Genomic DNA, 26364 nt, shown 5'->3' with positions numbered 1-26364 from the left:
TCACGCAGGGTCAATCAGTAGACACGTGACGTATGTACTGACTTGCCGGTGGGCTGTCATTCTCGGAGGCGTTCATCTTCCGCCCCAGCTCTCGAAAAGAGTGTTGTATGAACGATCTATCCGCACGCCCTCCGCAGCGCCGGCGCCGGGTTTTCGGTGTCGCGCTGGCCACCGCCGCGTTGATGGTGACCTCGGCCGCCGCGGCGTACGCCGCGCCGCCGCCCTCGTTGCCGCAGAACGCCGGGGGTTACGAGCAGTCGTTCTCGCCGGCGTACGACTACGACGGTGACGGTTGCTACGCGACGCCGGCGATCGGTGCCGACGGCACGCTCAACCCCGGACTCAACACCACCGGCGCGGTCAACGGCAGCTGCCGGGACCAGTCGGACCTGGACAACAGCCAGACCTACTCGCGGGCCAAGTGCAACAACGGCTGGTGCGCGGTCGTGTACGCGAGCTACTTCGAGAAGGACCAGGCCGTCGCCGGCAGCGGGCTCGGCGGGCACCGGCACGACTTCGAGCACGTCATCTCGTGGATCAACCAGGCCAGCAACCAGGTCGAGTACGTGACCACGACGCAGCACAGCAGCCAGGTCACCTACCCGCGCTCGCAGGTCCGCTTCGACGGCTCGCACCCGAAGGTCGTCTACCACAAAGACGGTCTGAGCACGCACTTCTTCCGGCTCGCCAACGGCAACGACGAGCCGCCGGAGAACCACTACCACAACTGGCGCTACCCCCCGCTGGTCGGCTACGACGGCTTCCCCAGCACCACCCTGCGCGACAAGCTGATGAACGCCGACTTCGGCTCGGCGACCATCAAGGTCACCGACAAGGACGACCGCTTCCGCAACCTCCTGAACGCCTCCAAGCCCGGCGGCATCCCCTTCGACCCCTGGGCCTGACCATCTGAACGCAGGCCGGGTGCTCTCGCAGCGCCCGGCTTGCACCCTGGGTACCGGCCCGGCATGCAGTCGTTCCTCCCGTACGCCGACTTCCGCGCCACCGCGCAGGTCCTCGACCCCCGCCGCCTCGGCAAGCAACGCGTCGAGACCATCCAGATCCTCCGCGGCCTGCGGCATCACCAAGATCCCCCCAGGCATCCCTGGCGAGATCCGGCGACCTCCCGCCCTGGTTGGGCGACGAGCCGTTCCACCAGAGCCACCGCTCGGCGCTCCTCCAGAAGGACCCGGCGTACTACGGCCCGCTCTTCGACGACCCCACGGATCTTCCGTACGTCTGGCCGCCCTCGGACCGAAAGCCCTGCGGCAGCTAGCAGGAACGGACGCCGGGCGCTCGGCCCGGCGTCCGCTCCGGCGGTCAGATCTGGGTCTTCACGAACTGTTTGCCGCTGGTGTTCTCGATGACGACGGCCGTGACGTCGGCGGGGTCGATCAGCGCGTTGCCGTCGAGGGTGGTGCCGTTGGCGGCGCCCTTCTCGGAGACCATCCAGCTCCCGGCGATCTCGCGCTCGCCGTTCTTGCCGATGACGACCAGGCGGCACGGTTCGTTCGCCGGAAGGCCGGTGACGGCCACGTTGACGCGGACGAATCCACTGGCCGGCTCGACCCGAGCCGTCAGACGAGCACCGGTCTGCGGGTCCACGCTGCTGGCGAACTTCGTCCCCGGTACGGCGGTGCTGCTGGCCGTCGGCGTCGGCTCAGGCCCGGCCACCGGCTGCTCGTCGCCCGTGTTCCGGCCGATCACCACGCCGCCGAAGACGGCCGCGACCGCGGCCACCGCGGCGATCGCCGCCACCGTCCCGCGCCCGGTGCCGCCGCCGGCCGCGGCTGACTCCCTGCGTACCTGACGCAGCGTCCGGTGCAGCAGCAGGTCCGCGTCCTCCGGGGGCCCGTCGAGCAGCGCCTCGGCCGGGACCTCCTGCAGGAAACTCTGGAGCTCACGCAACGCGCTCACCTCTTCCCGGCAGGACTCACAACCGGCCAAGTGCTGCTCGACCTGTTCCGCCCCCGCCGTGTCCAGCTCACCGTCGACGTAGCCGTCGATGTCCGCGTGTTCGGTTCCCATCAGGCCACTCCTTCCATCCCGAGGTGCCGTCCCGCCGGGAAGTGCTCCCGCAGGGCCCGCAACCCGTAGTGCGACCGTGATTTCACCGTGCCGGGTGGGATGCCGAGTACGTCGGCGGCCTCGGCGACGCTGCGTCCCTCCAGGTAGATCTGTTCGAGCACCACCCGGTGCTCGGGGGACAGCCGGTGCAGGGCCTGCAGGACGACCATCGTGTCGACGACGCCTTCGGCGTGGTCGCGCTCGACCGGCACCGTGGTCTCGGTCTCGGCCACCTCGGCCGGCCGCGCGTTCCGGGCCCGGACCCGGTCGGTGACGATGTTCCGGACGACGGTGAGCAGCCAGCCGCGCACCGAACCCTTGCCGTTGCTCAGGTCGTCGAGATGCCGCCAGGCCCTCACGAGGGCTTCCTGGACGACGTCCTCGGCGCTGGCCCGGTCGCCGGTCAACCGCGTGGCGTAGGCGAGCATCGCCTTGCCGTGCTCGTTGAACAGCGTCCGGACGAGTTCCTCGTCCGCCGACTCCCGGCGGCGTCGGGTGATGAACCCGGCCATTCAGTTCCACCTCTCGCAGGTTCCGCGGCGCGGAACGTTCCAGCGGCCCGTGTCGCCGGGCCCGCGCCCCCCGCGCCGTCCCGGATCCTCTCACTCGCGGTGCCCGGCCCCGCGGTGGGCCGCCCGCCGGTCGGTACGGCGGGCGGTCCGCGGGGGTCACGTGCCATCCCCTCGTACGGCACGTGCCCGGACCTTCTGAACACGGATCCCGGGGCCGCCCAGGTTCACCCAGAAATGTGACCCTCGTCACATCCGAGGATCTGAACCCGGCGGACCCGGTGCGCCGTGTGTGCTGCCGAACGGACCCGACGGGACCGCCCGAGCTCGAGGGAAGCACCCATGAACATGCGCAGCACGATGCTGAAGATCGCACTCGTCACCGCCGGTCTCACCGCATTGGTGGCCTGCGGCAACTACAACCAGCCGGACGCCGCACCGACCGTGGTGCAGACCGTCACGGTGCCGGCGCCGCAGCCGAACGCCGATACCTCGACGCAGGCCGGCGGCGCCCAGACCGACGCGACGCAGAACGAGCAGGAGCCCGCGCAGCCGGCCCAGCCGCAGCAGCCGCAGCAGGCCGGGACCGAGCCGCAGCCCGCCGTCGTGCAGCGCACCATGGGTCAGGTCAAGATCTTCGACGGGCCGGCCTCGGCGCCGATCCCGCCGGTCCCGGCCGGCAAGAGCAGCCCGGCCGTCCAGGTCCAGGTCGGCGCGAACGGCGTCGTCACCGACGGCCGCGGGATGACGCTGTACCGGTTCGACAACGACTCCGCCAAGCCGCCGACGCCGACCTGCTTCGACGACTGCGCGAAGAAGTGGCCGCCGCTGCTGGTCAAGTCGCCGGGCAAGATCTACACCGTCGGCGTCGACCCGAAGATCGTCAGCTACGTCGAGCGCCCGGACGGCACCTGCCAGGTCACGATCAACGGCTGGCCGGCGTACCACTTCGCCAAGGACAAGGTGCCCGGCGACATCCTCGGCCAGGGCGTCGGCAAGACCTGGTTCGCCTTCAACGCCCAGGGCGGCAAGGCCGACGTCGCGAACACCGGCGCCGGGTCGGGCTCGGGGTACTGACCCCCACCAGATCGCTCGGGGTGGTCCTTGGGGGCAGGGACCACTCCGAGCTGCGATCCGCTAAGCGGTGCAGCGCTTGCCTTCGTTGAGGCAAGCCACCAGCCGGCCCATCAGGGCCGGCTGCATCACGTTGATGAAGTGACTGTGGTCGGCCAGCGCACTGCGGCCGTCCTCCGGGAAGGTGTCGACGGAGTAGTCGGCGCCCTTCGGTACGTCGTACCCGATCTCGAGGTGCAGCTGCGGGACGGGGAAGAAGCCCGGCGGGCAGCCGCCGGAAGCGTTCGGGAAGACCAGGTGCGAGCTGTGGTCCGGGCTGTCCAGGGACTTGCCGTTCCAGCAGCTCGGGAAGTCGAAGACGCGGATCACCTGCTGGCCGTCCGGGCAGCGCGGGTAGTCCTTGGCGACGCGGTCGCGGGTGCCGGAGCAGGTCCACTGCAGGTGGTCGGTGTGCTTGCCGCCCTGGGAGAAGCCGTGCGCGTTGCCGGTCGCCGTACGGAGGAACTCGGGCATCGGTACGACGTCGCTGACCGGGCTGCCGCGGAACTCGATCGACACCGAGGCGGGCGGCAACACTGTGCCTTCGTTGCCATGGGCATCATGTTCGGCGCTGCTCATGCCGCTCATGTCCTCGTCGCCGGGGACACGGACGACGGGCCAGTAGTAGCTCGACCTGTCGCCGCCCTTGCAGGTTGTCGCCGCCGCGGCCAGACTCCGATCGGTCGAGAACGCGGTGGTCGACACGTTCCCCACGTAGTCGTGCAGATGATGGGCCGCGCCGACCACTCCCGGGTTCACCACCAGGTTGTCCGAGTTGCGGATGCCGCGCTCGTTCCGGCCGCAGTCCACCCGCCAGGTCCCGGTCGAGGCGTCCGCGGTCGGCGTCACCGCCGCCGGCGCCTGCGGCGCGTCCGCGATCGCGACGTACCGGACCGCGTCGTCACCGCCGCCACCCAGCACCCCACAGCCCGCGACCACCATCACGATCCCCAGCCAGGCGAACCGCCGCATGCCTTCCACCAATCATTGAACCTTCACACACAACGAGCCAGAAGGTAGCACGCAGCACCTGAGGCGATTCCGCGCGCTCAGGCCTCGCAGAGGGTGCGGACGGTGATCAGTTCCTCCTCGATGACGGCGGACTGGGTGTCGACCGCGTCCTGGGGTGAGCCTTCGGGGAAGAAGAGGGTGAACTGGTACTCGGCCCCGGTGCCGTTGGGGATGACTCGGGTGTAGACGCCGGGGCCCTCGGGGGAGAGCAGGTCGACGGTGCCGTGCTCTTCCGACGTACGGACGACGACCCGGCGTTCGGTGTCGCCACTGCGGAAGAGCCAGGTGTCGCCGGCCGGTTCGACCGTGTCGACGGCGCGGGGAGCCCAGCGGGGCAGGTTGTGCGGGTCGGCGACGAAGGCGAAGACGTGGGCCGGAGTGGCGTCGATGGCGATGCTGCGGGAGATGGTGATATTCGTAGGCATGTGCTGATCATAGGCAACTGCTTACGATTGGACAATGCCTACGATGCTCGGATGGAGCGCGATGACCTCGGGGCCCTGTTCGGTCGGGTGGTGCGGCGGCTGATCGCGGCCGAGCGGCCGCTGCTGGAGGCGCACGGGCTGACGATGTGGGAGTACTCCGTGCTCACCCACCTCGCCAAGCAGCCGACCGAGACGCAGCAGGCGCTGGCGGCGGCGATCGGGTACGACAAGTCGCGGTTGATTCCGCTGCTGGACGGGCTTGCCGGGCAGGGGTTGCTGGTTCGCGAGCCTGATCCGGCGGATCGGCGGGCGCACGCCGTGCGATTGACGCCGGACGGTCTCGCCCGGTTGGAGGCCGCGAGGGCCGACATCCGCGCGATGGAGGAGGAGCTGCTCAGCGTGCTGAGCGCCGCGGAGCGGCGGCACCTTCTCGCCGTACTCCCGCAGCTCGCCGACTAGGGCAGCTTCGGGTGGTCCGGGGAGAGGAAGACGACGATGTCGGTCTCCGGCCCCGCGACCGGCGGTTCGTGCCAGCCGGTACGCCGGTAGAACGCGATCGTGTCGTGTGCCTCGTTCCAGGTCAGCAGCCAGGCTCCGTTCGGCTGCCCTTCGGTCGCCGTCGCGAGGAGACGGCGGCCGAGGCCCGTTCCACGCGCCCAGCCGAGGACGCCGAGCTCGTCGATCTCGAAGGCGCTCACGAGCAGGTCGTCGACCTGCTCGGCGCCCAGCCGCTCCCGCACCTTTCCGTACGCGCGGTCGGTGCGGAACGGCGCCGGGGTCGTCCAGCCGGTGACGAAGCCGGCGATCCGGCCGTCGTCGGCGCGCTCGATCCAGGCCGCGAAGCCGGGGCGCCGGGCGTCGTCGTCGAGGCGTTCGCGGAAGGCTGCGCGGGTTTCGCCGGGGTCGCGGTGGGTCCAGGGCGGCGGCGCGGCCCTGGACCCCCGGCGACTACTGGACCGGCGTCAGGTAGATCAGCGGGATCTGGCGGTCGCCGGCGGTGGCCGGGTAGCCGCTGACGCCGGGGTTGAGCTCCAGGACGCGCGCCCAGGCCGCGGTGTACTCGGCGGCGTCGGTGATCTCCTCGGCGAGCATCTCGGCCTCGCCGGTCGGCAGCTCGACCTTGACCTTCGGGTTCGCCTTCAGGTTGTGGTACCAGGCGGGGTGCTTGGTGAGACCGTAGTTGCTTGCCCAGAGCAAGATCTTGCCGTTCTCCTTGATGCAGCCGACCGGGTTCATCCGGGGTTCACCCGAGCGCGCCCCGACGGTGTGCAGCAGGAGCAGGCCGAACGGGGAGTCGCCGCCGCCGATCCTCCCGGCACGGAACTCGCGGATCACCATCTCGTCGTCGATCCGCTCCGGTGCGTCGCTCATGTCGTCGTTCCTCCAGTTGTCGGCTGAGACCGCGACGAGGCTACCCGGCCGCGCCACCCGGAAACTTGAAGACCGGCGCGTAGGTACCGTCGCCTGAGCTGTGCAAAGTCGTCCCGGTACCGCTCCCGGAGGCCGTCACCTCGATCGGCGAGTTCTTGCCAACCCGCAGCGCCCGACCGGTCAGCGTGACGTCCTCGAGCACGACATCACCCTTCGGCGAGCCCAGTACGACGGCGTACAGGTCGTGGCCCCTGGTCGTGAAGACCACCTTCTCCCCCGCCGCGGTCCTCGTCGTCGAGCGCGTCCACGGTCGCGTCCCGTTCATCGCCTCGCCGTTCACGCGTAACCAGCTCCCGATCCCGCGCAGCCGCGCCGCCTGCTCGGCAACGATCAGCCCCTCACCACCGGACGGCCCGACGTTCACCATCAGCGCGCCGTTGTTGCCCGCGGCATTCACCAGCTCGCCGATCAGCTCCGGCGTCGGGCTGTAGTCGGCGTCGGTCTCCTCCCGGTTGTAACCGAACGACCCGCCGATCCCCCGGTCCTGCTGCCAGAACTTCGGCTGGATCGTGTCGAAGCCGGTGTACTCCGGCGTCCGGAAGTCGCTGTGGGCAACATCCTTCGGCGTCTTGATGCTCCCGGCCCCTTCTTCGGTGCTGAAGGCAACCTTCATCAGCTGGTCGAAGCCCCACCGGGCCGGCTTCAGCCCGAGCAGCTCGCGTCCGTACGACGCCGTGCTCCACCGGTCGTCGATCACGCCCTCGGGGACGGTGTTGTAGTAGTCGGCGATCACGCCGTACAGGCGTTTCGAGCCGGTCGGCCAGGAGATGTCGTTCCAGAGCAGATCGGGCTTGTACCGCTTGATCAGCTCGCGGACCTGCGCGACGGCGTACTCGCGGTAGTCCTCGTCGTAGCGCAGGTAGGCGTAGTCGCCGAGCGTCTTCACGACGTTCTTCTGGAACGTCCAGTCGACGCCACCGGAGTAGTACACGCCGAACTTCAGCCCGCGCTTCCGCACCGCCGTCGCCAGCTCCCCCAGCAGGTCGCGCTTGGAGTGGAAGTTCGGCGCGTGCGGGTTGCGCACCTCGGTCGGCCAGAGCGAGTACCCGTCGGCGTACTTCGCCGTCACCACCACGTACGACGCCCCCGCGGCCTGGAACCGCGCGGCCCACGCGTCCGCGTCCCAGCGCGCCAGCCTGGCCTCGAACTGCCGGGTGAAGTCGCTGTACGGCGCGTCGCCGTAGTGCTCGCGGTGGAACCGCGCGGTCGGCGAGTCCGGGTCCTTCAGCGCGTTCGCGTAGTCCTCGGCGTACGGGTTGTGCGTCATCGCGTTGTCGTAGGACGTCTCCAGCAGCTTCTCGAACGTCGTCCCCTTCGGCGCGAAGCCCGGCACCGAGTACAGCCCCCAGTGGATCATGACCCCGAACTTCGCGTCCGCGAACCAGCGCGGCAGCGGATGCTTCTTCACCGAGTCGAGGTCGGCGGTGTACGGCCCACTGGTGGTGACCTCGGCCTTCCGCCCGTCCTGCCACGACCACAGCACCGACCGTCCCGCGAACACCAGCCCGAGCACCAGCACGAGCAGCACCAACCGCCCCAGGAACCGCCTGATCCTGTGCTTCTTCCGGGGCCGCTGCGCGCTGTGGCTGCTCATGCTTCCCACCCTGCCGCCGCCGCACCCCCGAGCGAGTCCCACAAGAGACCAGACCACCACCGACCAAAGGTGGACCCCACCACCGACCTCCTGCCGTGGCGCACAATCGATCCATGGCCGGTGAACAGAGCAAGGACGCCGACGAGCTCGCCGAGGCGATCGCGCACCGCGCCGGGGACCGTGTTCATCGCGGTGCGGACGCCGAGCGGCGTGGAGGCGAGCGAGCACCACTTCGAGGGCGATCCGGGCGCTGTCGTCCAGGAGGCGACCCGCACCGCGCTGCGACTGTTGCTGAAGGCGATCGACGACTAGCGCCCGAGAGGTTTGCCGACCATCAGCCCCGGACACCGGCGGCCGAGGAGGCGATGGTGATGGGTGGACGTGGAGCAGTGGTCGGCGACCTGCGGCTGGCGACGGTTGTGGTGAACGCGGTGGACATGCGCCGGGCGGTTGCGTTCTGGCAGGGGGCTCTCGGGTACGAGCTCGGCGGGGAGATCGGAGAGCAGTTCGCGATGCTCGAGGATCCAGCCGGGCGTGGGCCGGCTGTACTGGTGCAGCAGGCGGAGCGGATTCCGTCGGAGGCCGCGCCGGTGCACATCGATCTGTACACGGCTGAGCGGGAGCGGCACATCGAGCGGCTGGTGCAGCTCGGGGCGAGTCGGGTCGAGGACTGGGACTACCCGGCGGAGCACGAGTTCGTCGTACTGCGGGACACCGAGGGGAACGAGTTCTGCGTGATCCGCGCCGACTGACAGTCAGTTGGTACGGAACGAGCGCCGGTAGGTGTCCGGCGGTACGCCGACCGTCTGCTTGAAGTGGCGGCGGAGGGTGGTCGCGGTGCCGAGGCCGGTTGAGGTGGCGACGGACTCGACGCTGTCGTCGGTGGACTCGAGGAGCTGCTGGGCGCGGCGGACGCGTTGGGTGTTGAGCCATTGCAGCGGGGTCTGGCCGGTGACGGCGGTGAACTGGCGGGTCAGGTGGCGGGGGCTGACGTTGGCCTGGCGGGCCAGGTCGGTGACGGTGAGCGGTTGATCCAGGCGCTGCTGGGTCCACGACAGGAGGTCGGCGAGGGCGTGGTCGCCGGTGGGCTGGATGGGCGTCGCCACGAACTGCGCCTGGCCGCCGGGGCGGTGCGGAGGCATCACCAGGCGGCGGGCCACCGTGTTGGCGATCGTGGCGCCGTGGTCGAGGGCGATCAGGTGGATGCAGAGGTCGACGGCGGCGGCCTTGCCGGCGGCGGTGAGGACGGTGCCGTTGTCGGTGTAGAGGACGTCGGGGTCGACGACGGCCAGCGGGTGCCGCGCGGCCAGCTCGGCCGTGTGCGCCCAGTGCGTCGTCGCGACGCGGCCGTCGAGCAGACCGGCGGCGCCGAGCGCGAAAGCGCCGGTGCACAGCGACGCGATCCGGGCGCCGGCCTCGTGCGCGGCCCGTACGGCGTCGACCAGCTCGCGCGGCGGCGGGACGTCGACGTCGGCGCACGCGGGCACGATCACGGTGTCGGCCGTCGCGAGCCGCTCCAGCCCGTCTGACGGCTCGACCAGGAACGGACCGACGCGTACGGCGCCCGGCCCGCAGAGCAGTACGTCGTACCAGTCCTCGGCGGCGGTCTCGGCCGGTGGCGTGCGGAAGATCTCGTACGCCACCGCCAGCTCGAAGTGCAGCAGGTCACCGGCGGCGGCCAGGGCAACGGTGTGCATGTCCGAAAGTGTACGCATGATGGCGTTCCGGACTCTCACCCTCGGTGACCCGCGGCCGCGAGAGTTGAGCCATGAAGATCGTGGTCTACGGAGCCACCGGGCACACCGGACAGTTCGTCGTCGCCGAGCTCCAGCGGCGCGGCCTCGACCCCGTCGTCGCCGGGCGCGACGCCGGAAAACTCAACACCATGTACGAAGACCTGACACAACGCCCCGCTGACGTCGACAACGCACAGGCTCTCGACCGAGCCCTCGACGGTGCCGCCGCGGTGATCAACGCCGCCGGCCCGTTCGCCCTCACCGCGGGCCCGCTCGTCGAGGCCGCGCTGCGGGCGGGCATCCCGTACGTCGACGTCGCCGCCGAGATCGAGGCCAACCACGACACCCTCACCACCTACGCCGACCGCGCCCGCCGCCGAGGCACGATCGTCCTCCCCGCGATGGCCTTCTACGGCGGCCTCGGCGACCTGCTCGTCACCCACGCGATGGGCGACTGGACGAGCGCCGACACGGCCGAGATCGCTTACGGGCTGAGCAGTTGGCAGCCCACACCAGGCACCCGCGCAGCCGGCCAGGTCAGCCACGACCGTCGCGGCGGCCGCCGCGTCCGCTTCACCAACGGCGCCTTGGAGTACCACGACGACCAGCCCACGCAGGGAACCTGGGTCTTCCCCGAGCCCCTCGGCAGCCAGCAGGTCGTGCACGGCTTCACGATGGCCGACGTCGTCACGATCCCCAGCCACCTGGCGATCCCCGAGGTCCGCACCTCGATGGCGGTCCAAGCCGCCCAGGACCTCGCCGACCCCACCACCCCCGCTCCCACGAACTCCGACCAGACCTTCGTCGTCGACGTCGTCGTGACCAGCAACGGGGAACAGCGCCGCGCAACGGCAAGTGGCTGCGACATCTACGCCGTAACTGCTCCACTGGCAGTGGAAGCGGTCCAGCGAATCCTCGACGGGCGGACACGGACAGTAGGCGCGACCACCGCCGGAAACCTCTTCCACCCAGCGGATTTCCTGCAGGCGCTGGAACCTTTCCTTTCGGTCACAACCAGTGCACAGCTGACCCCGACTCGACGGTAGGGGCAACTGCCTGGGAATCTGTGCGGTGACAGCTTTTCCGACGACAGGAGTGCCGCCCGGTGTTCAACCGCATCGCCATCGTCAACCGGGGAGAAGCCGCGATGCGGCTGATCAATGCGGTCCGTGAGCTGAACGCCGAGACGGGAAGCCAGGTCGAGACGGTCGCGTTGTTCACCGACGCCGAGAGGACCGCGACCTTCGTCCGCGAGGCCGACCTGGCCTACCCGCTCGGCCCGGCCGCCGACCGTCCGTACCTGGACCTGGCCAAACTCGAGAAAGCGCTGCTGGAGACCAAGGCCGACGCGGCCTGGGTCGGCTGGGGCTTCGTCGCCGAGGACCCGGCCTTCGCCGAGCTGTGCGACCGGATCGGCGTCACCTTCGTCGGCCCGAGCGCGGAGGCGATGCGCAAGCTGGGCGACAAGATCGGCTCGAAGCTGATCGCCGAGGAGGTCGGCGTCCCGGTGGCGCCGTGGAGCCGCGGTGCGGTCGCGACGCTGGACGAGGCGCTTGCCTCGGCCAACGAGATCGGCTACCCGGTGATGCTCAAGGCAACGGCCGGTGGTGGCGGCCGCGGCATCCGGCTGGTCCGCGACGACGAGGACCTGCGCGAGGCCTACCAGCGGACCAGCGACGAGGCCGCCCGCGCGTTCGGCAGCGGTGTCGTCTTCCTGGAGCGCCTCGTCACCGGCGCGCGGCACGTCGAGGTCCAGGTGATCGCGGACGGGCAGGGTACGGCGTGGGCGCTCGGCGTCCGGGACTGCTCGGTCCAGCGCCGCAACCAGAAGGTGATCGAGGAGTCGGCCTCGCCGGTCCTGGCCCCGGAGCAGGCCGCCGAGCTGAAGGCGTCGGCCGAGCGGCTCGCGCTCGCCGTCGGGTACGCCGGTGCCGGCACCGTCGAGTTCCTGTACCACCCGGGCGACAAGCTGTTCGCGTTCCTCGAGGTGAACACCCGGCTCCAGGTCGAGCACCCGATCACCGAGCTGACCACCGACTTCGACCTGGTCCGCGCCCAGCTGCACGTTGCCGCAGGCAACAAGCTGGAGGGCCCGCAGCCGGTCGAGGTCGGCCACGCCGTCGAGGCCCGGCTGAACGCCGAGGACCCGGACCGCGACTTCGCGCCGTCCCCCGGCCGGATCGCGCGGCTGCGGCTGCCGTCCGGCCCCGGCGTCCGGGTCGACACCGGCGTCAGCGAGGGCGACTCGATCCCGGCCGACTTCGACTCGATGATCGCCAAGATCATCGGCTACGGCCGGACCCGCGAGGAGGCGCTCGGCCGCCTGCGCCGCGCGGTCGCCGACACCACCGTCGTACTCGAAGGCGGTACGACGAACAAGAGCTTCGTGCTCGACCTGCTCGACCAGCCCGAGGTGATCGACGGTTCCGCCGACACCGGCTGGATCGACCGGGTCCGCGGCGAGGGCCGCCTGGTCCTGCGGCGGCACTCCGGGATCGCGCTGGTCGCGGCCGCGATCGAGGCCTACGAGGAGGCCGAGCGGGTCGAGCGCCAGCGCCTGCTGGACTCCGCGCGCGGCGGTCGCCCCCAGGTGCAGCACGAGGTCGGGCGCGCGATCGCGCTGAAGCTGCGCGGGGCGGCGTACAAGGTGTCGGTCGCGAAGATCGGCTCGGCCCGCTACCGCGTCGGCGTCGGCACCGGTGACGACCTCTGCTACCTGGACGCCGAGCTCGACCGCTTGGACGCGTACGACGCCCGCCTGGTCGTCTCCGGCCGCCGGTACCGGCTCGTCACCGCGACGCACGGTCCCGTGCACCTGGTCGAGGTCGACGGTGTCACGCACCGGGTCAGCCGCGACGAGGGCGGCGTCCTGCGCGCGCCCGCGCCGGCGCTGGTCGTCGCGACCCCGGTCGCGGCCGGTGCCGAGGTCGAGGCCGGCGCACCGGTCCTCGTCCTGGAGAGCATGAAGATGGAGACGGTGCTCTACGCGCCGTTCAAGGCGATCGTGAAGGAGCTGCCGGTCTCGACCGGCAGCCAGGTCGAGACCGGGGCGCCGCTGCTGCGGCTGGAGCCGGTCGGTGACGCGGACGTCAAGGTCGAGGTGTCGGACAGCGTCGACCTGGAGCTGCCGATCCCGGAGAACCCGCCGACCGCCGCCGAGCGGGCCGCGCGCGGCCTGGACAACCTGCGCAGCATGCTGCTCGGGTTCGACATCGACCCACGCGACGAGGGCCGGACGCTGTCGGAGTACCTGTCCGCCCGCGCCGAGCTGGACCGGCCGCCGGTCGCCGACGAGATCGGCGTCCTGCGGCTGTTCGCGGACTTCGCCGAGCTGAGCCGCAACCGGCCCGCCGGTGAGGACCTGAACACCGAGCTCCGCGTGCACAGCCCGAAGGAGCACTTCCACACCTACCTGCAGACCCTGGACGCCGAGCGCGCCGGGCTGCCGGCGCAGTTCCGCGACCGGCTCGCCCGCGTGCTCGGGCACTACGGGATCACCGACCTGGACCGCAGCGACGAGCTCACCGACGCGGTGTTCCGGATCTTCCTGGCCCAGCAGCGCACGTCGCCCGACGTGCTGCTGATGACGTCGCTGCTCCAGCAGTGGCTGGCCGAACCGATGCCCGAGGCCCCTTTCGACACCGAGGCGTACGCCGTACTCGACCACCTGGTCGTCGCGACCCAGCTGCGCTTCCCGGTGATCGGCGACCTGGCGCGCAGCGTCCGGTTCCGCTGGTTCGACCAGCCGCAGGTGGACGCCGACCGCGCCGAGGTGCTGGCCGAGGTCGCCGCCGAGCTCGACTCGCTGACCAGCAACCCCGACGTACCGGACCGGACCGAGCGGGTGAAGGCGCTGGCCGCGATCCCGGAGCAGATCGTCAGCTTCCTGGCCGAGCGGATCGAGGCCGGGGTGCACCCGGTCGAGCCGATGCTGGAAGTGCTGATCCGCCGGCACTACCTCGAGTACGAGCTGCACGACCTGCGCAACACGATCGTCAACGGGCGGGCCTTCGCGAGCGCCGACTACACGCTCGACGACCGGCCCTCGCACCTGGTCACCACGATCGGCACGGTCGGCGAGCTGGCCGATCTCGGCAGCGACCTGGTCCGTGACCTGGCCGCCGAGGTCGCGGCCGCACCGGCCGGTCACCAGGCCGTCGCGGACCTGTACCTGTCCTGGCCCGGTACGCCGGAGTCGCCGCAGGAGGCGTCCGACCAGCTCCGCGACATCGTCGCCGCGCTGCCGTTCGTCAACGACGTACGACGCGTCGCGCTGGCTGTTGTCCCGGGCAACGGTCGCGAGGTCTGGTACTTCACCTTCCGCCCGACCGCCGACGGAGTCGTCGAGGACGACAACGTACGCGGGGTGCACCCGATGGTCGGCCGGCGTCTGAACCTGTGGCGCCTGCACGACTTCAAGATCACCCGTCTGGACGCGCCCGAGGACGTGCTGCTCTACCACTGCGTCGCTCGCGACAACCCCGCCGACGAGCGGCTGGTCGCGCTGGCGCAGGTCCGCCAGTTCGCCGTGGTCCGCGACGAGGACGGCAAGGTCACCGCGCTGCCGCACGTCGAGCGCGCGATCGCGAACTGCCTCGAAGGCATCCGCCGCGCCCGGACCGCGCGCGGCGCCGCCGGGGCGCGGCTGGAGATGAACCACGTCTGGGTGACGATCTGGCCGGTCGTCGACGGACAGGTCCCCGAGCTGACCGCCCTGCAGCGCAACATCGCGCCGATGACCGCCGGCGCGGGCATCGAGGAGGTCATCATCAGCGGCCGGGTGACCGGCTCGAACGGTACGCCGCTGCCGGTGGTCGGCCGGTTCTCGTACCAGCCCGGCTCCGGCGTCGTCACCAAGGTCGTCCGTCCCCCGACGGAACGGCTCAAGCCGCTCGACGACTACGCGCAGAAGGTGCTCAAGGCGCGCCGCCGCAACACCGTCTACCCGTACGAGGTGGCCGGTCTGGTGGTCGGTGCCGGAGGCACCTATGTCGAGCACGACCTGGACGACACCGGCGCGCTGGTGCCGGTCGACCGGCCGCGCGGGCTGAACAAGGCCGGCCTGATCGCCGGTGTGATCACCACGCCGACCAAGCGCCACCCCGAGGGCATCACCCGGGTGGTGCTCAGCGGTGACCCGACGATGGCGCTCGGCGCCGTCGCCGAGGCCGAGTGCGCGCGGATCATCGGCGCGCTCGACCTGGCCGAGAAGCTCGGGGCACCGGTCGAGTGGTTCGCGGTCTCCGCGGGCGCCCGGATCTCGATGGACTCCGGCACCGAGAACATGGACTGGGTCGCGAAGGCGCTGAAGCGGATCGTCGAGTTCACCCAGGCCGGCGGCGAGATCAACATCGTGGTCGCCGGCATCAACGTCGGCGCGCAGCCGTACTGGAACGCCGAAGCGACGATGCTGATGCACACCAAGGGCATCCTGGTGATGACGCCGGACTCGGCGATGGTGCTGACCGGTAAGCAGACACTCGACTTCGCCGGCGGCGTCTCGGCCGAGGACAACTTCGGCATCGGCGGCTACGACCGGGTGATGGGACCGAACGGCGAGGCGCAGTACTGGGCGCCGGACCTCGGTGGTGCGCGCGACATCCTGATGGCGCACTACGACCACACGTACGTCGTACCGGGTGAGTCCGGGCCGCGGCGGGCCACCACGTCCGACCCGGTCGACCGCGACATCTCGGCGTACCCGCACGACCCGGCCGACGGCGGGTTCAGCACGGTCGGGGAGATCTTCTCCGCGGCGACCAACCCGGACCGCAAGAAGGCGTTCGACATCCGCACGCTGATGCGCGCGGTCACCGACCAGGACCACCCGATGCTCGAGCGCTGGGCCGGGATGGCCGACGCGGAGACCGCGGTGGTCGCCGACACCCGCCTCGGCGGGCTGCCGGTCTGCCTGGTCGGGATCGAGTCCAAGCCGGTCGCGCGGCGCGGTTTCCCGCCCACCGACGGGCCGGACACCTACACCGCGGGCACGCTGTTCCCGCGGTCGTCGAAGAAGGTCGCGCGGGCCATCAACGGTGCCAGCGGCAACCGTCCGCTCGTCGTACTGGCGAACCTGTCCGGGTTCGACGGGTCACCGGACTCGATGCGCAACCTGCAGCTCGAGTACGGCGCGGAGATCGGGCGCGCGATCGTGAACTTCCGCGGGCCGATCGTGTTCTGCGTGGTCTCGCGGTACCACGGCGGCGCGTTCGTGGTGTTCTCCAAGGCGCTGAACCCGTCGATGACGGTGCTCGCGGTCGAGGGTTCGTTCGCGTCGGTGCTCGGTGGAGCGCCGGCCGCCGCGGTGGTGTTCTCCGGTGAGGTGAACGCCCGGACGTCGGCCGACCCGCGGGTCAAGGAGCTGTCCGGACGCGTCGCCGAGGCCGAGGGCGCCGAACGCGCCGCGCTCACCAACGAGCTCGCCGAGGTCCGCACCGCGGTGCGCGCCGAGAAGCTCGGTGAGGTCGCGTCGGAGTTCGACCGGATCCACGACATCCGGCGCGCGGTGCGCGTCGGGTCCGTGGACCAGGTGGTGACACCCGAGGAGCTGCGTCCGCAGCTGATCGCCGCGCTGGAGAAGTTCTCCGGCTGATGATCAGCGTCGTGAACTTCCAGTCCATCGACGGCGTCGTGCAGTCGGTGCTGGCGCCGGACGAGGACACCGAAGGCGGGTTCCGGCACGGCGGGTGGGTGACGGCGGGGATGGACTCCGCCGTCGCCGAGTTCATGCAGGGAGCGACGCTGGCTGCCGGCGGGTTGCTGCTGGGGCGGAAGACGTACGAGACGTTCGCCTCGGTGTGGGGGCCCGCTGATCAAAGCGACCCCGCCGTGGCGGCGCTGAACCGGATTCCGAAGTACGTCGCGTCGCGGACGTTGACGTCGGTGGAGTGGAACAACTCGGTGCTGCTCGGGCCGGATCTCGTCGCTGCTGTGCGGGAGATTCCGGAGGAGCTGGTGGTCTTCGGGAGCGCTGATCTGCTGGGGACGCTGTTCGCTCACGGGTTGGTGGACGAGCTGCACCTGCTGACGTTCCCGCTGGTGCTCGGTACCGGGAAGAAGATGTTCGGGGAGCTGCCGGAGCCGCTGTCGTTGCGGCTGGAGGTCTCGCGGACGACGCCGTCGGGCGTCACGATCTCGAGCTACGCCGTGGAGTGAGCGCGCTGGTGGCGTTCGCCGTGATGACCGCGGTGATCGCTGCCCACTCGAGCAGGCCCAGGCGCTGCTCGAGGAGGAGCCAGCCGGCGACGGCGGCCAGGAGTGGGTTGACGCTCATGAAGAGGCCGAAGAACGTCGTGGGGACCAGGCGGAGCGTCAGCAGGTCCAGGAGGTAGGGGACGGCGGACGCCAGGAGGCCGGCCGCGGCGGCGTACGCGAGGTACTTGGGGGCCGGCGTGTGCTGGATGAGGATCCAGCAGGCGACCGGGAGGTAGGCGGCGGCTGAGACCGCTGCCGCAGCTGCGGCGCCTTGGGCGGAGGGGAGGCGGGTGGCGAGGGTGCGGTTGAGCAGGATGTACGCCGCCCAGCAGCAGGCGGCGATGAGGCCGAAGGCGATGCCGGGGTAGTCGGTGGTTGGTTGTGGGCGCATCAGGACGATGACGGCGGCGCCGGCGATGAGGGCGCAGATGAGGTCCACTCGGCGGCGTGAGGTCGCGAGGGCTACTGCTAGCGGGCCGAGGAATTCGAGGGTGACCGCCAGGCCGAGGCCGATGCGGTCGATGGCTGTGTAGAGGGTGAGGTTCATGGTCGCGTAGACGGCGGCCAGGGCGAGGATGGGGAGCCACTGGCGGCGGGTGAAAGTCTTCAGCGGCGGGCGGACGACGGCGAGCATGACCACGGCGGCTACGGCTTGTCTGATGGCTACTACGCCGGCTGGGCCGAGCGCGGGGAAGCCCAGAGCTGCTGTTGCGGCGCCGACCTGGTTGGAGACGCCACTGGTGAGCATGAGGAGGATCCCGCGCAACTGCCCGGCGGGCATGCGGCCGGACCCGGTGGCCTGTGGCGAGGCCGCTGCGGCCGGGGAAGAAACAACAGAAGGCTCAGATGCTGCCCTGGCGGGGAGGCTGCTCATGATCGCAGGATGCGCCGGGTCTGCGGATGCGCAAAATGCATCTCAGGTTCTATCTATACGCTGGGCGTATGGAGGTGGAGCTACGGCATCTGCGGTATCTGCTCGCGGTGGTGGACGCGGGGACGTTCACCGACGCAGCGATCGCGCTCGGGACCTCGCAGGCCGCTGTCTCTCGCGCGGTGGCGGGGTTGGAACGTGCGCTCGGGGTGCGGGTGTTGTACCGGAGCAGCCGGAGCGTGGCGTTGACGGCGACGGGGGCTCAGCTCGTCGTACGGGCTCGGCATCTACTGGACGAACTGGACGATCTCGTGCGGGAGGCGACCTCGGGGCACGCGCGGCTGCGGCTCGGGCATCCGTGGTCGGCGTTGGGGCGGCACACGACGGGGTTTCAGCGGCGGTGGGCTGCCCTCTACCCGGAGGTCGAGCTCTTGCTCGTACGGACCAACACGCCGACCGGCGGGCTCGCGGAGGGCGCTTGCGATCTGGCCGTCGTACGGACCGCGGTGGACGAGAAGGCGTACGCGAGCACGGTGGTCGGGCTCGAGCAGCGGCAGCTCGTGCTGGCGGCGGACGACCCGTGGGCGCGGCGGCGGTCGGTGCGGCTGGACGAGGTGCGGAGCCGGACGGTGCTCGTCGACCGGCGGACCGGTACGACGAGCCTCGAGCTGTGGCCGAGCGGGACGCCGCCGCGGATCGAGTACACCGCGGACGTCGACGACTGGCTGGCGCTGATCTCGGCCGGCGACTACGTCGGGGTGACGCCGGAGAGCACGGCCACGCAGTACGGGCGGGCGGGAGTGGTCTTCCTGCCGCTGAAGGACGCGCCGCCGGTGCCGGTGCGGGTGATCTGGCCGCGGCAGGACCCGCACCCGTCGACGCAGAACGCGGTCGCGTTGATCAGTGCGGCGTACCAGCAGGCTATTTGAGGGCCTCGAGCAACGTCTTCGTGAAGGCCGGGATGTCGTCGGGGTTGCGGCTGGTGATCAGGTTGCCGTCGGTGACGACCTCCTCGTCGACCCACTCGGCACCGGCGTTGCGCAGGTCGGTCTGCACGCTCGGCCAGGAGGTGAGCCGCTTCCCGCGGACCACATCGGCCTCGACGAGGGTCCAGGGCGCGTGACAGATCGCGGCAAGGGGTTTGCCGGAGGTGAAGAAGTCCTTCACGAAGGCGACCGCCGTCGCGTCGGTCCGGAGCGCGTCGGGGTTGGCGACGCCGCCCGGCAGGACGAGCGCGTCGAAGTCGTCGACCGCCACGTCGCCGACCGCCTGGTCGACCGGGCGCTTCTCGGCCGCGGTGAGGTGGTCGAAGGTCTGCACCTCACCGGTCTCCGGGCTGAGCAGAACCGGCTGGTGCCCAGCGGCCTTCACCGCATCCCAGGGCTCGGTCAGCTCGACCCGCTCGATCCCCTCGGCAGCGACCAGGAACGCAACCTTCTTCATCACTCACTCCTCAGTACGACGATGAGCCGCACCGGTACCCGCTACTCCTCGATCAATTCAACCGATTCCGCATGCCGGCGGGCGAGGTCGTGGTAGACCGCCGCGTTGTGGTCGACGAAGAGCTTGGCCGTGCCCTCCAGCGGGATGATCTTCTTGGCTGGGCTGCCCAGGGCCACCGATTCGCCGGGGATCTGGCTGCCGGGGGTGACGGTAGCTCCGGCGGCGATCAGCGTGCGGGGGCCGACGACGGCGCCGTCGAGGACGATGGCGCCGTTGCCGATCAGGGCCGACTCGCCGATCGTGCAGTCGTGGACCAGGCACTGGTGGCCGATCGTCACGTTGCGGCCGATCTCGCAGGTGTTGCCGCCGCCGACGTGCAGGACCGAGTTGTCCTGGACGTTGGCGCCCTCGCGGACGATGATCCGGCCCAGGTCGGCGCGGATCACCACGCCGTACCAGACCGAGACACCCTGCTCGACGAGCACGTCGCCGACCAGCGTCGCGGTCGGGGCGATCCAGGCGTCGGGGTGCACCTGCGGGGACTTGCCTTCGAACGAGAAGAGCGGCATGGGCGCCAGACTAAGCGACAGCTCTGATCTGGCGGACCAGTACGGCGCCCAGCAGCGTGACCGCGGCGGCGAGCGCGTACAGCACCGGGTAGCCACCGGCGTACTTGACGATCGGGGCGGCCAGCGCGGGCGCGAGGACCTGCGGGAGCGAGTTGGCGATGTTGATCACGCCGAGGTCCTTGGCACGGTCGCGGGCGCTCGGCAGGACCTCGGTGAGCAGCGCGAAGTCGACCGACAGGTACACGCCGAAGCCGGTCCCGAGAACGATCGCGCCGAGGATCGCGCCGGTCCAGGTCGGCCACACCGCGAGCACCACCGCGGCGAGCGCCATCACGATGCCCGAACCGGTGACGAAGACCTTGCGCCGCCCGATCCGGTCCGACCAGGCGCCGGAGCTGACGGCGGTGAGGATCACGCACAGGCTGTAGATCGCCGTCAGGACCAGTACGCCGACGTCCGGGTCGGCGTACCCGACGGCGTCCTGGAGGTAGAAGAACAGGTAGAGGGTGCCGAGCCCGTTGCCGAGGTTGAGCAGGAAGCGGGTCAGCCAGGCCCAGCCGAAGTCGGGGTACCGGCGCGGGCTGATCCAGAAGCCCTTCCAGAACTCGGGCCAGACCAGCGGCGTCCGCTCGGCCATCGCGCGGTCGCCGCTGCGCAGCAGGTACGGGACGACCGAGATGAGCAGGAACGCCGCGCACGCGAGGTAGCCACCGCCGACCCCTCCGACGACGGTGGCGAGTCCGACCCCGACGAGCGCGCCGAGCGTCTGGGCGAGTGCCACCCAGCCGCCGACCACGCCGCGCTGCGTCCTCGGGACGAGGTCCGGGACCGCGGCGGTGATCGCCGCGAGCAGCGCGTTCCCGAACAGTTGCACCAGGCACCAGCCGACCAGCATCCAGAGCACGGCGTTCGACCCGCTGAGCACGAGTAGCCCGACCGCTCCGCCGATCCCGCCCGCCAGCACCCACGGCGTACGGCGGCCGAACCGCGAGGTGGTCCGGTCGGAGATCGCGCCGAAGAGCGGGTTGGCGACGACCGAGACGGCGGCGCCGACGCCGGTCACCAACCCGAGCACGAACTCTTTGTTGCTCGGAGCAACAGCTTCGGACTGCTGAGCCAGCAGGACCTGGATCGGGCCGAGCCAAGCCGCGAAGACACCGACGTTGGCCAGCACCACCGCGGCCGTCCACCGGCCACGGACAGGTACTACAGGTTCAGCTAGAGCAGTACTCATCCCCGGCTCTTGGCGATCAGGTCGCGGTACCAGGCGAACGACGCCTTCGGGGTGCGCTCCAAGGTCTCGAAGTCCACGTGGACCAGCCCGAAGCGTTGGCTGTACCCGGCGGCCCACTCGAAGTTGTCGAGCAGGGACCACTGGAAGTACCCACGGACGTCGATGCCCTTGTCGATCGCGGTCTTCAGAGCGCGCAGATAGCCGTCGAGATACATGATCCGCGCCTGGTCGTCGACGGCAGCGTCCGAGCAGCCGTTCTCGGTGATGTAGACGGGCGGCAGGCGGTCGCCGTACCGGTCTTGCAGGACCTGCAGGATCTCGGTGAACGCCTCCGGGACCACCGGCCAGCCGAAGTCGGTCTCGGGGTAGCCAACCAGCTTGCGCGGCTCGAAGGGCAGGCCCGGCGGGAGCGGGATGCCGTCGGTCGCGCCGACGTCCGCGGAACCGGAGGGCGCGCCGACGAGGGTCGGCGCGTAGTGGTTGAGCCCGAAGAAGTCGAGCGGTGTCGAGATCACCGCGAGGTCCTCCGCGACCGGGCCGGGCATCGCCTCGGCGAAGCCCTCGGGGTAGCGCCCGAGCAGGATCGGGTCGGCGAAGAGCCAGTTGATCAAGGTGTCGTAGAGCGCTGCTGCCTCGACATCCTCAGCCGCCTCGCTCGCGGCCCAGACCGGCGCGTGGTTGCTCGCGATCCCGATCTCAGCAGCTCCCCCGGCCCGCAACGCCTGGACGGCGAGCCCGTGCGCCAGCAGCTGATGATGCGCCACCGGCAGCGCCTCGAACCCGAGCGCGCGCCCCGGCGCGTGCGCGCCCACGGCGTACCCCATCATCGTCAGCACGACCGGCTCGTTGATCGTCATCCACTGCGGCACCCGATCCGCGAACCGTGCCGCCAGCAGCGCCGCGTAGTCGGCGAACCGCGAAGTGATGTCCCGCTGCACCCACCCGCCGGCATCCTCCAGCGGCTGCGGAGTGTCCCAGTGGAACAGCGTCGGCGCCGGCCGGATACCCGCCTCCAGCAGCTCGTCGACCAGCCGGTCGTAGAACCCGAGGCCCTCGGCATTCACCGCGCCGCGGCCGTCGGGCTGGATCCGCGACCAGGAGAACGAGAACCGGTAGGTGTCCACCCCCAAGGACCGCATCAGCGCGACGTCCTCGGCGTACCGGTGGTAGTGGTCGCAGGCCACGGCGCCGGTCTCGCCGCCGAGCACGCGGCCCGGCTCGGCGCAGAACGTGTCCCAGACCGACGGACCGCGACCACCCTCGGTCGCGGCCCCCTCGATCTGGTACGCCGAGGTCGAGACTCCCCACCGGAAGTCCGGACCGAAGTCAGGCAGTTCCACCGTCATCAGCATCATCCTCGTCCGGCGCCGTGTCCTGCGGACGCGGCGCCTCGATGGGCCGGACGATCACCGCGGTGCCGTAGGCGGCCACCTCGCTCATCGTCTGGGCGATCTCGTTGCAGTCGAAGCGCATCGCGAGGATCGCGTTCGCGCCCATCTGCTGGGCCATCTGGCACATCCGCATCACCGCGACGTGCCGCGACTCGGCCAGCATCTGGGTGTACTCCGGCACCTCGCCGCCACCCAGCGACCGGAAGCTGGCGGTGAAGTTCGACCCGAAGTCGCGGCTGCGCACGGTCAGCCCGAACACCTCGCCGAACACCTTCTCTGCGGTGTAGCCGGGCAGGTCGTTCATCGTCGACACCAGCACCGGGTACGGCGAACCGGCCGGCGCCACGTGCGGCACGTTCGACTGCTGCGTCGGCTGGTACTGACCCGGCGCCTGGCCGTAGCCAGGCGGCGGGCCCTGCTGGTACCCCGGAGGCGGCCCCTGCTGGTACCCGGGCGGCGGGGGCTGGTACCCCGGCGGGGGTCCCTGCTGGTACCCCTGCTGCGGCGGGTACGGCGGCTGGTTCGGGTGCTGAGGGGGGAAGTTCTGGTTCATACCCTCATCCTCGCAGGCACGGTCGACTCATTGCCGGTAGACCTGCGCCTCGTACAGCGAGTACCCGTACGACGTCGCCCGCCGCGTCCCGGTCACCCGCACGTACCGCGCCGTGGCCGCCGCGAACCGGACCACGTCGGCGCCGCCGTCGCCGTTGCTGGTGGCAAAGACCTGCGTCCAGTTCACGTTGTCGCGCGACACCTCCACCCGGTACGCCTTGGCGTACGCCGACTCCCAGCGCAGCACCACCCGGCGTACCGGCTGCTCGCTGCCGAGGTCGATCTTGAGCCACTGCGGGTCGGACCAGTTGCTCGCCCAGCGCGTCCCGAGATCGCCGTCGACGGCCTTGGCCGGCGGCGAGTTGAACAGCCCGGTCTCGTGGCTGCTCGCGGTCGCCGTCTTGCCGAGCGCCTGGTTGCTGACGTCGTCCCCGCGCCGGGCCGGGAACTCGACCACCTGCTGGTACGTCGGCCGGTTGACCCACGCCATCCGGTCCTGCGTGATGCCGCCCATCGGCTGGTGCACGATCTGGTCGGCGCAGAACTGGTCGCCGGCCGCGCAGTCCGTCGTCGCCGGGTACGTCGTTGCCGCGGGCACCTGAACGGCCGCCTTCAGCGCGTCGGCGAGCATGGTCCGGCACGTGCTCAGCGAGCCGCCGCCGCAGTACGTGACCGGCTGCGGCGTCGCGACCGGGTCGCCGAGCACCTTGCGCAGGTCGCGCTGGACGAATCCCCACCAGCCGTTCTGGAACGCCGATCCCTGCGCGCTCGGCCGCTCGTCGATCTTCTGGGTGTGCACCAGGGCGTCGTACAGGTCGGGTCCGAGCCCGGTCCGGAACTGGGCCGGGACGAGCAGCGGCCACCAGGCGTCGAGGATGCGGATCGCGTCCGCGTGGTCGTAGGTCTTGGACGCTTCGTTCGGCGTCTTGCGGTGACTGCCGGCGGCCTGCCAGGCGGTCAGCTTGGCGATCGCGTCGGCGACGACCGGGTCGGTGACCGGCGCGCTCTTCAGGACCCGGAGCAGGTACGGCAGCACCTGGTCGGCGCGCAGGTCGACGGTCGCGGCGTCCTCCATCGCCTCGACGAGCTTGCCGCGGGTGAACTTCTGGCCGCCGTCGATCACCGTCTTGATCCGGTCGTCGAGTGGCTGGCTGCGGTAAACCGAGTTGTAACCGAAGTTGCCGTCGGCGGCCGAGAATCCCGGCGCCTGCTTGTTGTTCCAGCTGGTCAGGTAGTCCTGGTTGACGACCTGCGGGTGCTGGTTCGGCGGTGTGTACGACGCGCGGTTGGTGTCCGGGTTCCAGCCCTGCCACTCGTAGCTGCTCCAGGTCGGCAGGTTCGGATCGGCGCCGGCCGCGCGGACCGGGTTGTCGCCGGAGTTGAAGTACGCGATGTCGGTCTTGTCGGCGTAGAACCAGTTGAACGTGTAGCCGATGTTCGTCGCGGCAGCCTGGAACTCCTGGGCGTTGTGGACGCGGTCCGGGTCGTTGAACAGCATGAACCCGAGCGCGGAGCCGGCCTCGTTGCCGTACGTCGACCGGTTCTTCGTGAACAGCACCGGCTTGCCCGCGATCGTGCCGCGATGGCTGACGATCCCGTACTTCGTGCGCTGCGCGACCAGCGTGTACGAACCGGCCGGCTCCGAGGAACCGAGGCTCGAGTACCAGGCGTTGTGGCGCTCGAGCTTCTCGATCGGCGTACAGGTGGAGCGGAAGAGGTAGTGGGTGGAGGCCTTGGTCGGGGTGCTGCCGTCGGGCTCGCAGAGCGGTACGGCGTACGTGTCGGTGATGTCCTGGCCGGCGCTGGTCGCGCTCCACGAGTAGTCCGCGCCGCGACCGATCAGGGTGTAGAAGTTCAGCCCGGCGAAGGCGACTCCGCGTGAGCTGACGCCCGGCCCCTGGAGCTCTTGGCGCATCAGGAGCTGCGGGGCGAAGTACGACGTCTGCGGGCCGTAGACCGCGATCGGGTTGCCGCTCTCGGTGTGCGCGCCGGAGACCATCAGCGCGTTGGACATGCCCTTCGGGCCGAAGCCCTCGGGGAAGACGCCGCCGTCGAAGATACCCTTCAGGGACTCCTTGCCCTGGGCCTTGTTCGGGGGTTTCACGCTGCTCTTGGGCTGCAGCCGCTTGGTGACTCCGGCCGAGCCGGTCTGGTCGACGACGAGCGGCTCCTCGGTGACCGAGCCGCGGTCGGGCATCGCGCGACCGGCTGGGTTCGGGCCGGTGGTGCCGTACGGGAACGTGGCGCCGTTGTGGACGGTGGTGTTCGCCTCCGGGTCGTTCTGGGAGCGGAACGACTCCCAGACCTTGGTGCCCTGGGCAACGCCGTACTTGGCCTGTGCCTCCAGCAGCGCGAGCGCGGAGGCCATCTCGCCGCCGCCCCCAGTGCCGAAGATGCCGGCCACAACCGCGGCGGTCGCGACCACGTCGGTGACCTTCCAGCGCGGGGTCGGCCAGGTCAGGCCGAGCGCGACGTACTCGCCGGGGTAGGCGATGCCGACCGTGTCGATGTAGTTGTTGACGCCGTCGACCCATGCCTGGATGTCCTGCTGCATCTTCACGCCGTCGGCGCCGTAGCGCTCGTCGGCGTCGTCGTACTGCTTCTGCAGATCGGCCTCGGTGTACGGCGCTGTCCGCCAGAACTCCTGCTCGAACTGCCGGTTCCCGGCGGCGCCGCCCGCGAACGGGGTGAGTTGGCCGCGGCCGAGGTGCCGGAAGACATCCATCACGAACAGCCGGTCCTGCGCACCGGCGTACCCGGCGCCGAACATGGTGCCCGCGCGGGTGGTCCCGGTGATGTGCGGGATGCCGCGGGACTTGTCGCGCACGATCGTCACGTCGGACCGCGGCTTGAAGGTGCTGGCGACGTCGCCGGCTTTCACGCCGAACGACGCGTCGTCGAAGTACGGCGCGAGCTTGTCGTCGGTCATCCCCTGCGAGTTCCAGACCAGCTTCTCGTAGGGCTTCACGGTGTCGCTGAAGTGCGCGGGGCGGACGCCGAATCCCTTGAACAGCAGGAGATCCGTGAAGGTCGCGTTGCCGTTCTGCCCGGGCGGCACGATGTCGGCGCACTGCCCGACGCAGTAGTCGGTGGGCGGCGCCGCTTGGGGCTGAGCCTTGGCTTGAGTTGGCAGTCCTGCGACGACAAGAGCGGAAACACTGAGTACGACGGCGACGGTACGACGTGCTGGGCGGGTCGGCACGGGTCCTCCCTCAAGACTCGGG

24 protein-coding genes and 1 pseudogene are annotated in these 26364 nt (G+C 70.4%); 10 read left to right on the top strand and 15 right to left on the bottom strand.

Annotated elements, in window-relative coordinates; translation table 11 throughout:
- Window positions 1-107 precede the first annotated feature (107 nt).
- Both ACZ6Z4_RS03785 and ACZ6Z4_RS03780 read left to right on the top strand, forming a co-directional pair.
- Window positions 108-905: an NPP1 family protein gene (locus tag ACZ6Z4_RS03785; RefSeq protein WP_465557804.1), complete on the top strand. Its 798-nt coding sequence runs from the start codon at window positions 108-110 to the stop codon at window positions 903-905.
- Window positions 906-968: 63 nt separating this feature from the next.
- Complete coding sequence (locus ACZ6Z4_RS03780) at window positions 969-1367, top strand: pyrimidine dimer DNA glycosylase/endonuclease V (RefSeq protein WP_465557802.1); 399 nt, start codon at window positions 969-971, stop codon at window positions 1365-1367.
- On the opposite strand, the gene ACZ6Z4_RS03775 is transcribed toward ACZ6Z4_RS03780, so the two are convergent.
- The gene (locus ACZ6Z4_RS03775; RefSeq protein ID WP_465557800.1) at window positions 1321-2028 is read right to left on the bottom strand and encodes an anti-sigma factor family protein; all 708 of its coding nucleotides are present in this window, start codon (window positions 2026-2028) and stop codon (window positions 1321-1323) included. The genes ACZ6Z4_RS03780 and ACZ6Z4_RS03775 overlap by 47 nt on opposite strands.
- Window positions 2028-2579: a sigma-70 family RNA polymerase sigma factor gene (locus ACZ6Z4_RS03770; RefSeq protein ID WP_363667029.1), complete on the bottom strand. Its 552-nt coding sequence runs from the start codon at window positions 2577-2579 to the stop codon at window positions 2028-2030. Before ACZ6Z4_RS03770 ends, ACZ6Z4_RS03775 begins: the two co-directional genes overlap by 1 nt.
- 339 nt (window positions 2580-2918) lie before the next feature.
- Here ACZ6Z4_RS03770 and ACZ6Z4_RS03765 point away from each other — a divergent pair, with 339 nt between their 5' ends.
- On the top strand, window positions 2919-3653 hold the full coding sequence (locus ACZ6Z4_RS03765) for a hypothetical protein (RefSeq protein ID WP_465557798.1): 735 nt from the start codon (window positions 2919-2921) through the stop codon (window positions 3651-3653).
- Between the two features lie 60 nt (window positions 3654-3713).
- Here the strand turns inward: ACZ6Z4_RS03765 and ACZ6Z4_RS03760 are convergent, their stop codons facing one another.
- Window positions 3714-4661, bottom strand: a complete 948-nt coding sequence (locus tag ACZ6Z4_RS03760) for a DUF1996 domain-containing protein (RefSeq protein WP_465557796.1) — start codon at window positions 4659-4661, stop codon at window positions 3714-3716.
- Window positions 4662-4738: 77 nt separating this feature from the next.
- On the bottom strand, window positions 4739-5125 hold the full coding sequence (locus ACZ6Z4_RS03755) for an SRPBCC family protein (RefSeq protein ID WP_465557794.1): 387 nt from the start codon (window positions 5123-5125) through the stop codon (window positions 4739-4741).
- A gap of 51 nt (window positions 5126-5176) precedes the next feature.
- On the opposite strand from ACZ6Z4_RS03755, the gene ACZ6Z4_RS03750 reads away from it, so the two are divergent.
- Window positions 5177-5584: a MarR family winged helix-turn-helix transcriptional regulator gene (locus tag ACZ6Z4_RS03750; protein WP_465557792.1), complete on the top strand. Its 408-nt coding sequence runs from the start codon at window positions 5177-5179 to the stop codon at window positions 5582-5584.
- Here the strand turns inward: ACZ6Z4_RS03750 and ACZ6Z4_RS03745 are convergent.
- The 3 genes and pseudogenes from ACZ6Z4_RS03745 to ACZ6Z4_RS03735 all read right to left on the bottom strand — a co-directional run.
- Window positions 5581-6009: pseudogene (locus ACZ6Z4_RS03745) on the bottom strand (GNAT family N-acetyltransferase); the annotation flags it as partial. The gene ACZ6Z4_RS03750 and the pseudogene ACZ6Z4_RS03745 sit on opposite strands and share 4 nt — an antisense overlap.
- A 64-nt stretch (window positions 6010-6073) precedes the next feature.
- Window positions 6074-6496 (bottom strand): nitroreductase family deazaflavin-dependent oxidoreductase, encoded by a 423-nt coding sequence (locus ACZ6Z4_RS03740; RefSeq protein WP_465557790.1) that lies wholly within the window; start codon window positions 6494-6496, stop codon window positions 6074-6076.
- Between the two features lie 40 nt (window positions 6497-6536).
- Window positions 6537-8150, bottom strand: a complete 1614-nt coding sequence (locus ACZ6Z4_RS03735; RefSeq protein ID WP_465557788.1) for an alpha-L-fucosidase — start codon at window positions 8148-8150, stop codon at window positions 6537-6539.
- Between the two features lie 120 nt (window positions 8151-8270).
- Between ACZ6Z4_RS03735 and ACZ6Z4_RS03730 the strand changes: the two genes are divergently transcribed.
- Both ACZ6Z4_RS03730 and ACZ6Z4_RS03725 read left to right on the top strand, forming a co-directional pair.
- The gene (locus tag ACZ6Z4_RS03730; RefSeq protein ID WP_465557786.1) at window positions 8271-8462 is read left to right on the top strand and encodes a CinA family protein; all 192 of its coding nucleotides are present in this window, start codon (window positions 8271-8273) and stop codon (window positions 8460-8462) included.
- A gap of 59 nt (window positions 8463-8521) precedes the next feature.
- On the top strand, window positions 8522-8902 hold the full coding sequence (locus ACZ6Z4_RS03725) for a VOC family protein (RefSeq protein ID WP_465557784.1): 381 nt from the start codon (window positions 8522-8524) through the stop codon (window positions 8900-8902).
- A 3-nt stretch (window positions 8903-8905) separates the two neighbouring features.
- Here the strand turns inward: ACZ6Z4_RS03725 and ACZ6Z4_RS03720 are convergent, their stop codons facing one another.
- Entirely contained in the window at window positions 8906-9847 is a 942-nt protein-coding gene (locus ACZ6Z4_RS03720; protein ID WP_465557782.1) for a helix-turn-helix domain-containing protein, read from the bottom strand.
- A 71-nt stretch (window positions 9848-9918) separates the two neighbouring features.
- On the opposite strand from ACZ6Z4_RS03720, the gene ACZ6Z4_RS03715 reads away from it, so the two are divergent.
- From ACZ6Z4_RS03715 to ACZ6Z4_RS03705, 3 genes are read left to right on the top strand one after another with little or no spacing between them, the layout of a single operon-like run.
- Complete coding sequence (locus ACZ6Z4_RS03715) at window positions 9919-10932, top strand: saccharopine dehydrogenase family protein (RefSeq protein WP_465557780.1); 1014 nt, start codon at window positions 9919-9921, stop codon at window positions 10930-10932.
- Between the two features lie 59 nt (window positions 10933-10991).
- Window positions 10992-16478 (top strand): ATP-binding protein, encoded by a 5487-nt coding sequence (locus ACZ6Z4_RS03710; protein WP_465557778.1) that lies wholly within the window; start codon window positions 10992-10994, stop codon window positions 16476-16478.
- A complete protein-coding gene (locus tag ACZ6Z4_RS03705; protein ID WP_465557768.1) occupies window positions 16478-17041 on the top strand; it encodes a dihydrofolate reductase family protein in 564 nt (187 codons plus the stop codon). The genes ACZ6Z4_RS03710 and ACZ6Z4_RS03705 overlap by 1 nt, the downstream gene beginning before the upstream one ends.
- Here the strand turns inward: ACZ6Z4_RS03705 and ACZ6Z4_RS03700 are convergent.
- A complete protein-coding gene (locus ACZ6Z4_RS03700; RefSeq protein WP_465557766.1) occupies window positions 17013-17954 on the bottom strand; it encodes an EamA family transporter in 942 nt (313 codons plus the stop codon). The two genes, ACZ6Z4_RS03705 and ACZ6Z4_RS03700, sit on opposite strands and share 29 nt — an antisense overlap.
- Window positions 17955-18022: 68 nt before the next feature.
- Between ACZ6Z4_RS03700 and ACZ6Z4_RS03695 the strand changes: the two genes are divergently transcribed.
- Window positions 18023-18880 carry a LysR family transcriptional regulator gene (locus ACZ6Z4_RS03695; RefSeq protein WP_465557764.1) on the top strand — a complete coding sequence of 286 codons (858 nt, stop codon included), beginning with the start codon at window positions 18023-18025 and terminating at the stop codon, window positions 18878-18880.
- On the opposite strand, the gene ACZ6Z4_RS03690 is transcribed toward ACZ6Z4_RS03695, so the two are convergent.
- Genes ACZ6Z4_RS03690 through ACZ6Z4_RS03665 form a run of 6 tightly spaced genes read right to left on the bottom strand, consistent with a single transcriptional unit; the run spans window position 18873 to window position 26342 of the window.
- The gene (locus ACZ6Z4_RS03690) at window positions 18873-19394 is read right to left on the bottom strand and encodes a type 1 glutamine amidotransferase domain-containing protein (RefSeq protein ID WP_465557762.1); all 522 of its coding nucleotides are present in this window, start codon (window positions 19392-19394) and stop codon (window positions 18873-18875) included. The two genes, ACZ6Z4_RS03695 and ACZ6Z4_RS03690, sit on opposite strands and share 8 nt — an antisense overlap.
- Before the next feature lie 41 nt (window positions 19395-19435).
- Window positions 19436-19963, bottom strand: a complete 528-nt coding sequence (locus ACZ6Z4_RS03685; protein WP_465557760.1) for a gamma carbonic anhydrase family protein — start codon at window positions 19961-19963, stop codon at window positions 19436-19438.
- A gap of 10 nt (window positions 19964-19973) precedes the next feature.
- Window positions 19974-21197 carry an MFS transporter gene (locus ACZ6Z4_RS03680; RefSeq protein ID WP_465557758.1) on the bottom strand — a complete coding sequence of 408 codons (1224 nt, stop codon included), beginning with the start codon at window positions 21195-21197 and terminating at the stop codon, window positions 19974-19976.
- A complete protein-coding gene (locus tag ACZ6Z4_RS03675) occupies window positions 21194-22543 on the bottom strand; it encodes a GH1 family beta-glucosidase (protein ID WP_465557756.1) in 1350 nt (449 codons plus the stop codon). The genes ACZ6Z4_RS03680 and ACZ6Z4_RS03675 overlap by 4 nt, the downstream gene beginning before the upstream one ends.
- Complete coding sequence (locus ACZ6Z4_RS03670; protein ID WP_465557754.1) at window positions 22524-23141, bottom strand: YbjQ family protein; 618 nt, start codon at window positions 23139-23141, stop codon at window positions 22524-22526. The genes ACZ6Z4_RS03675 and ACZ6Z4_RS03670 overlap by 20 nt, the downstream gene beginning before the upstream one ends.
- Before the next feature lie 27 nt (window positions 23142-23168).
- Complete coding sequence (locus tag ACZ6Z4_RS03665; RefSeq protein ID WP_465557752.1) at window positions 23169-26342, bottom strand: penicillin acylase family protein; 3174 nt, start codon at window positions 26340-26342, stop codon at window positions 23169-23171.
- Window positions 26343-26364: the final 22 nt, after the last annotated feature.

It is taken from the genome of Kribbella sp. NPDC104740, assembly GCF_055583505.1.
The sequence above is the reverse complement of the archived record's forward strand: the minus strand, read 5'-3'. Positions and strand labels throughout refer to the sequence as shown.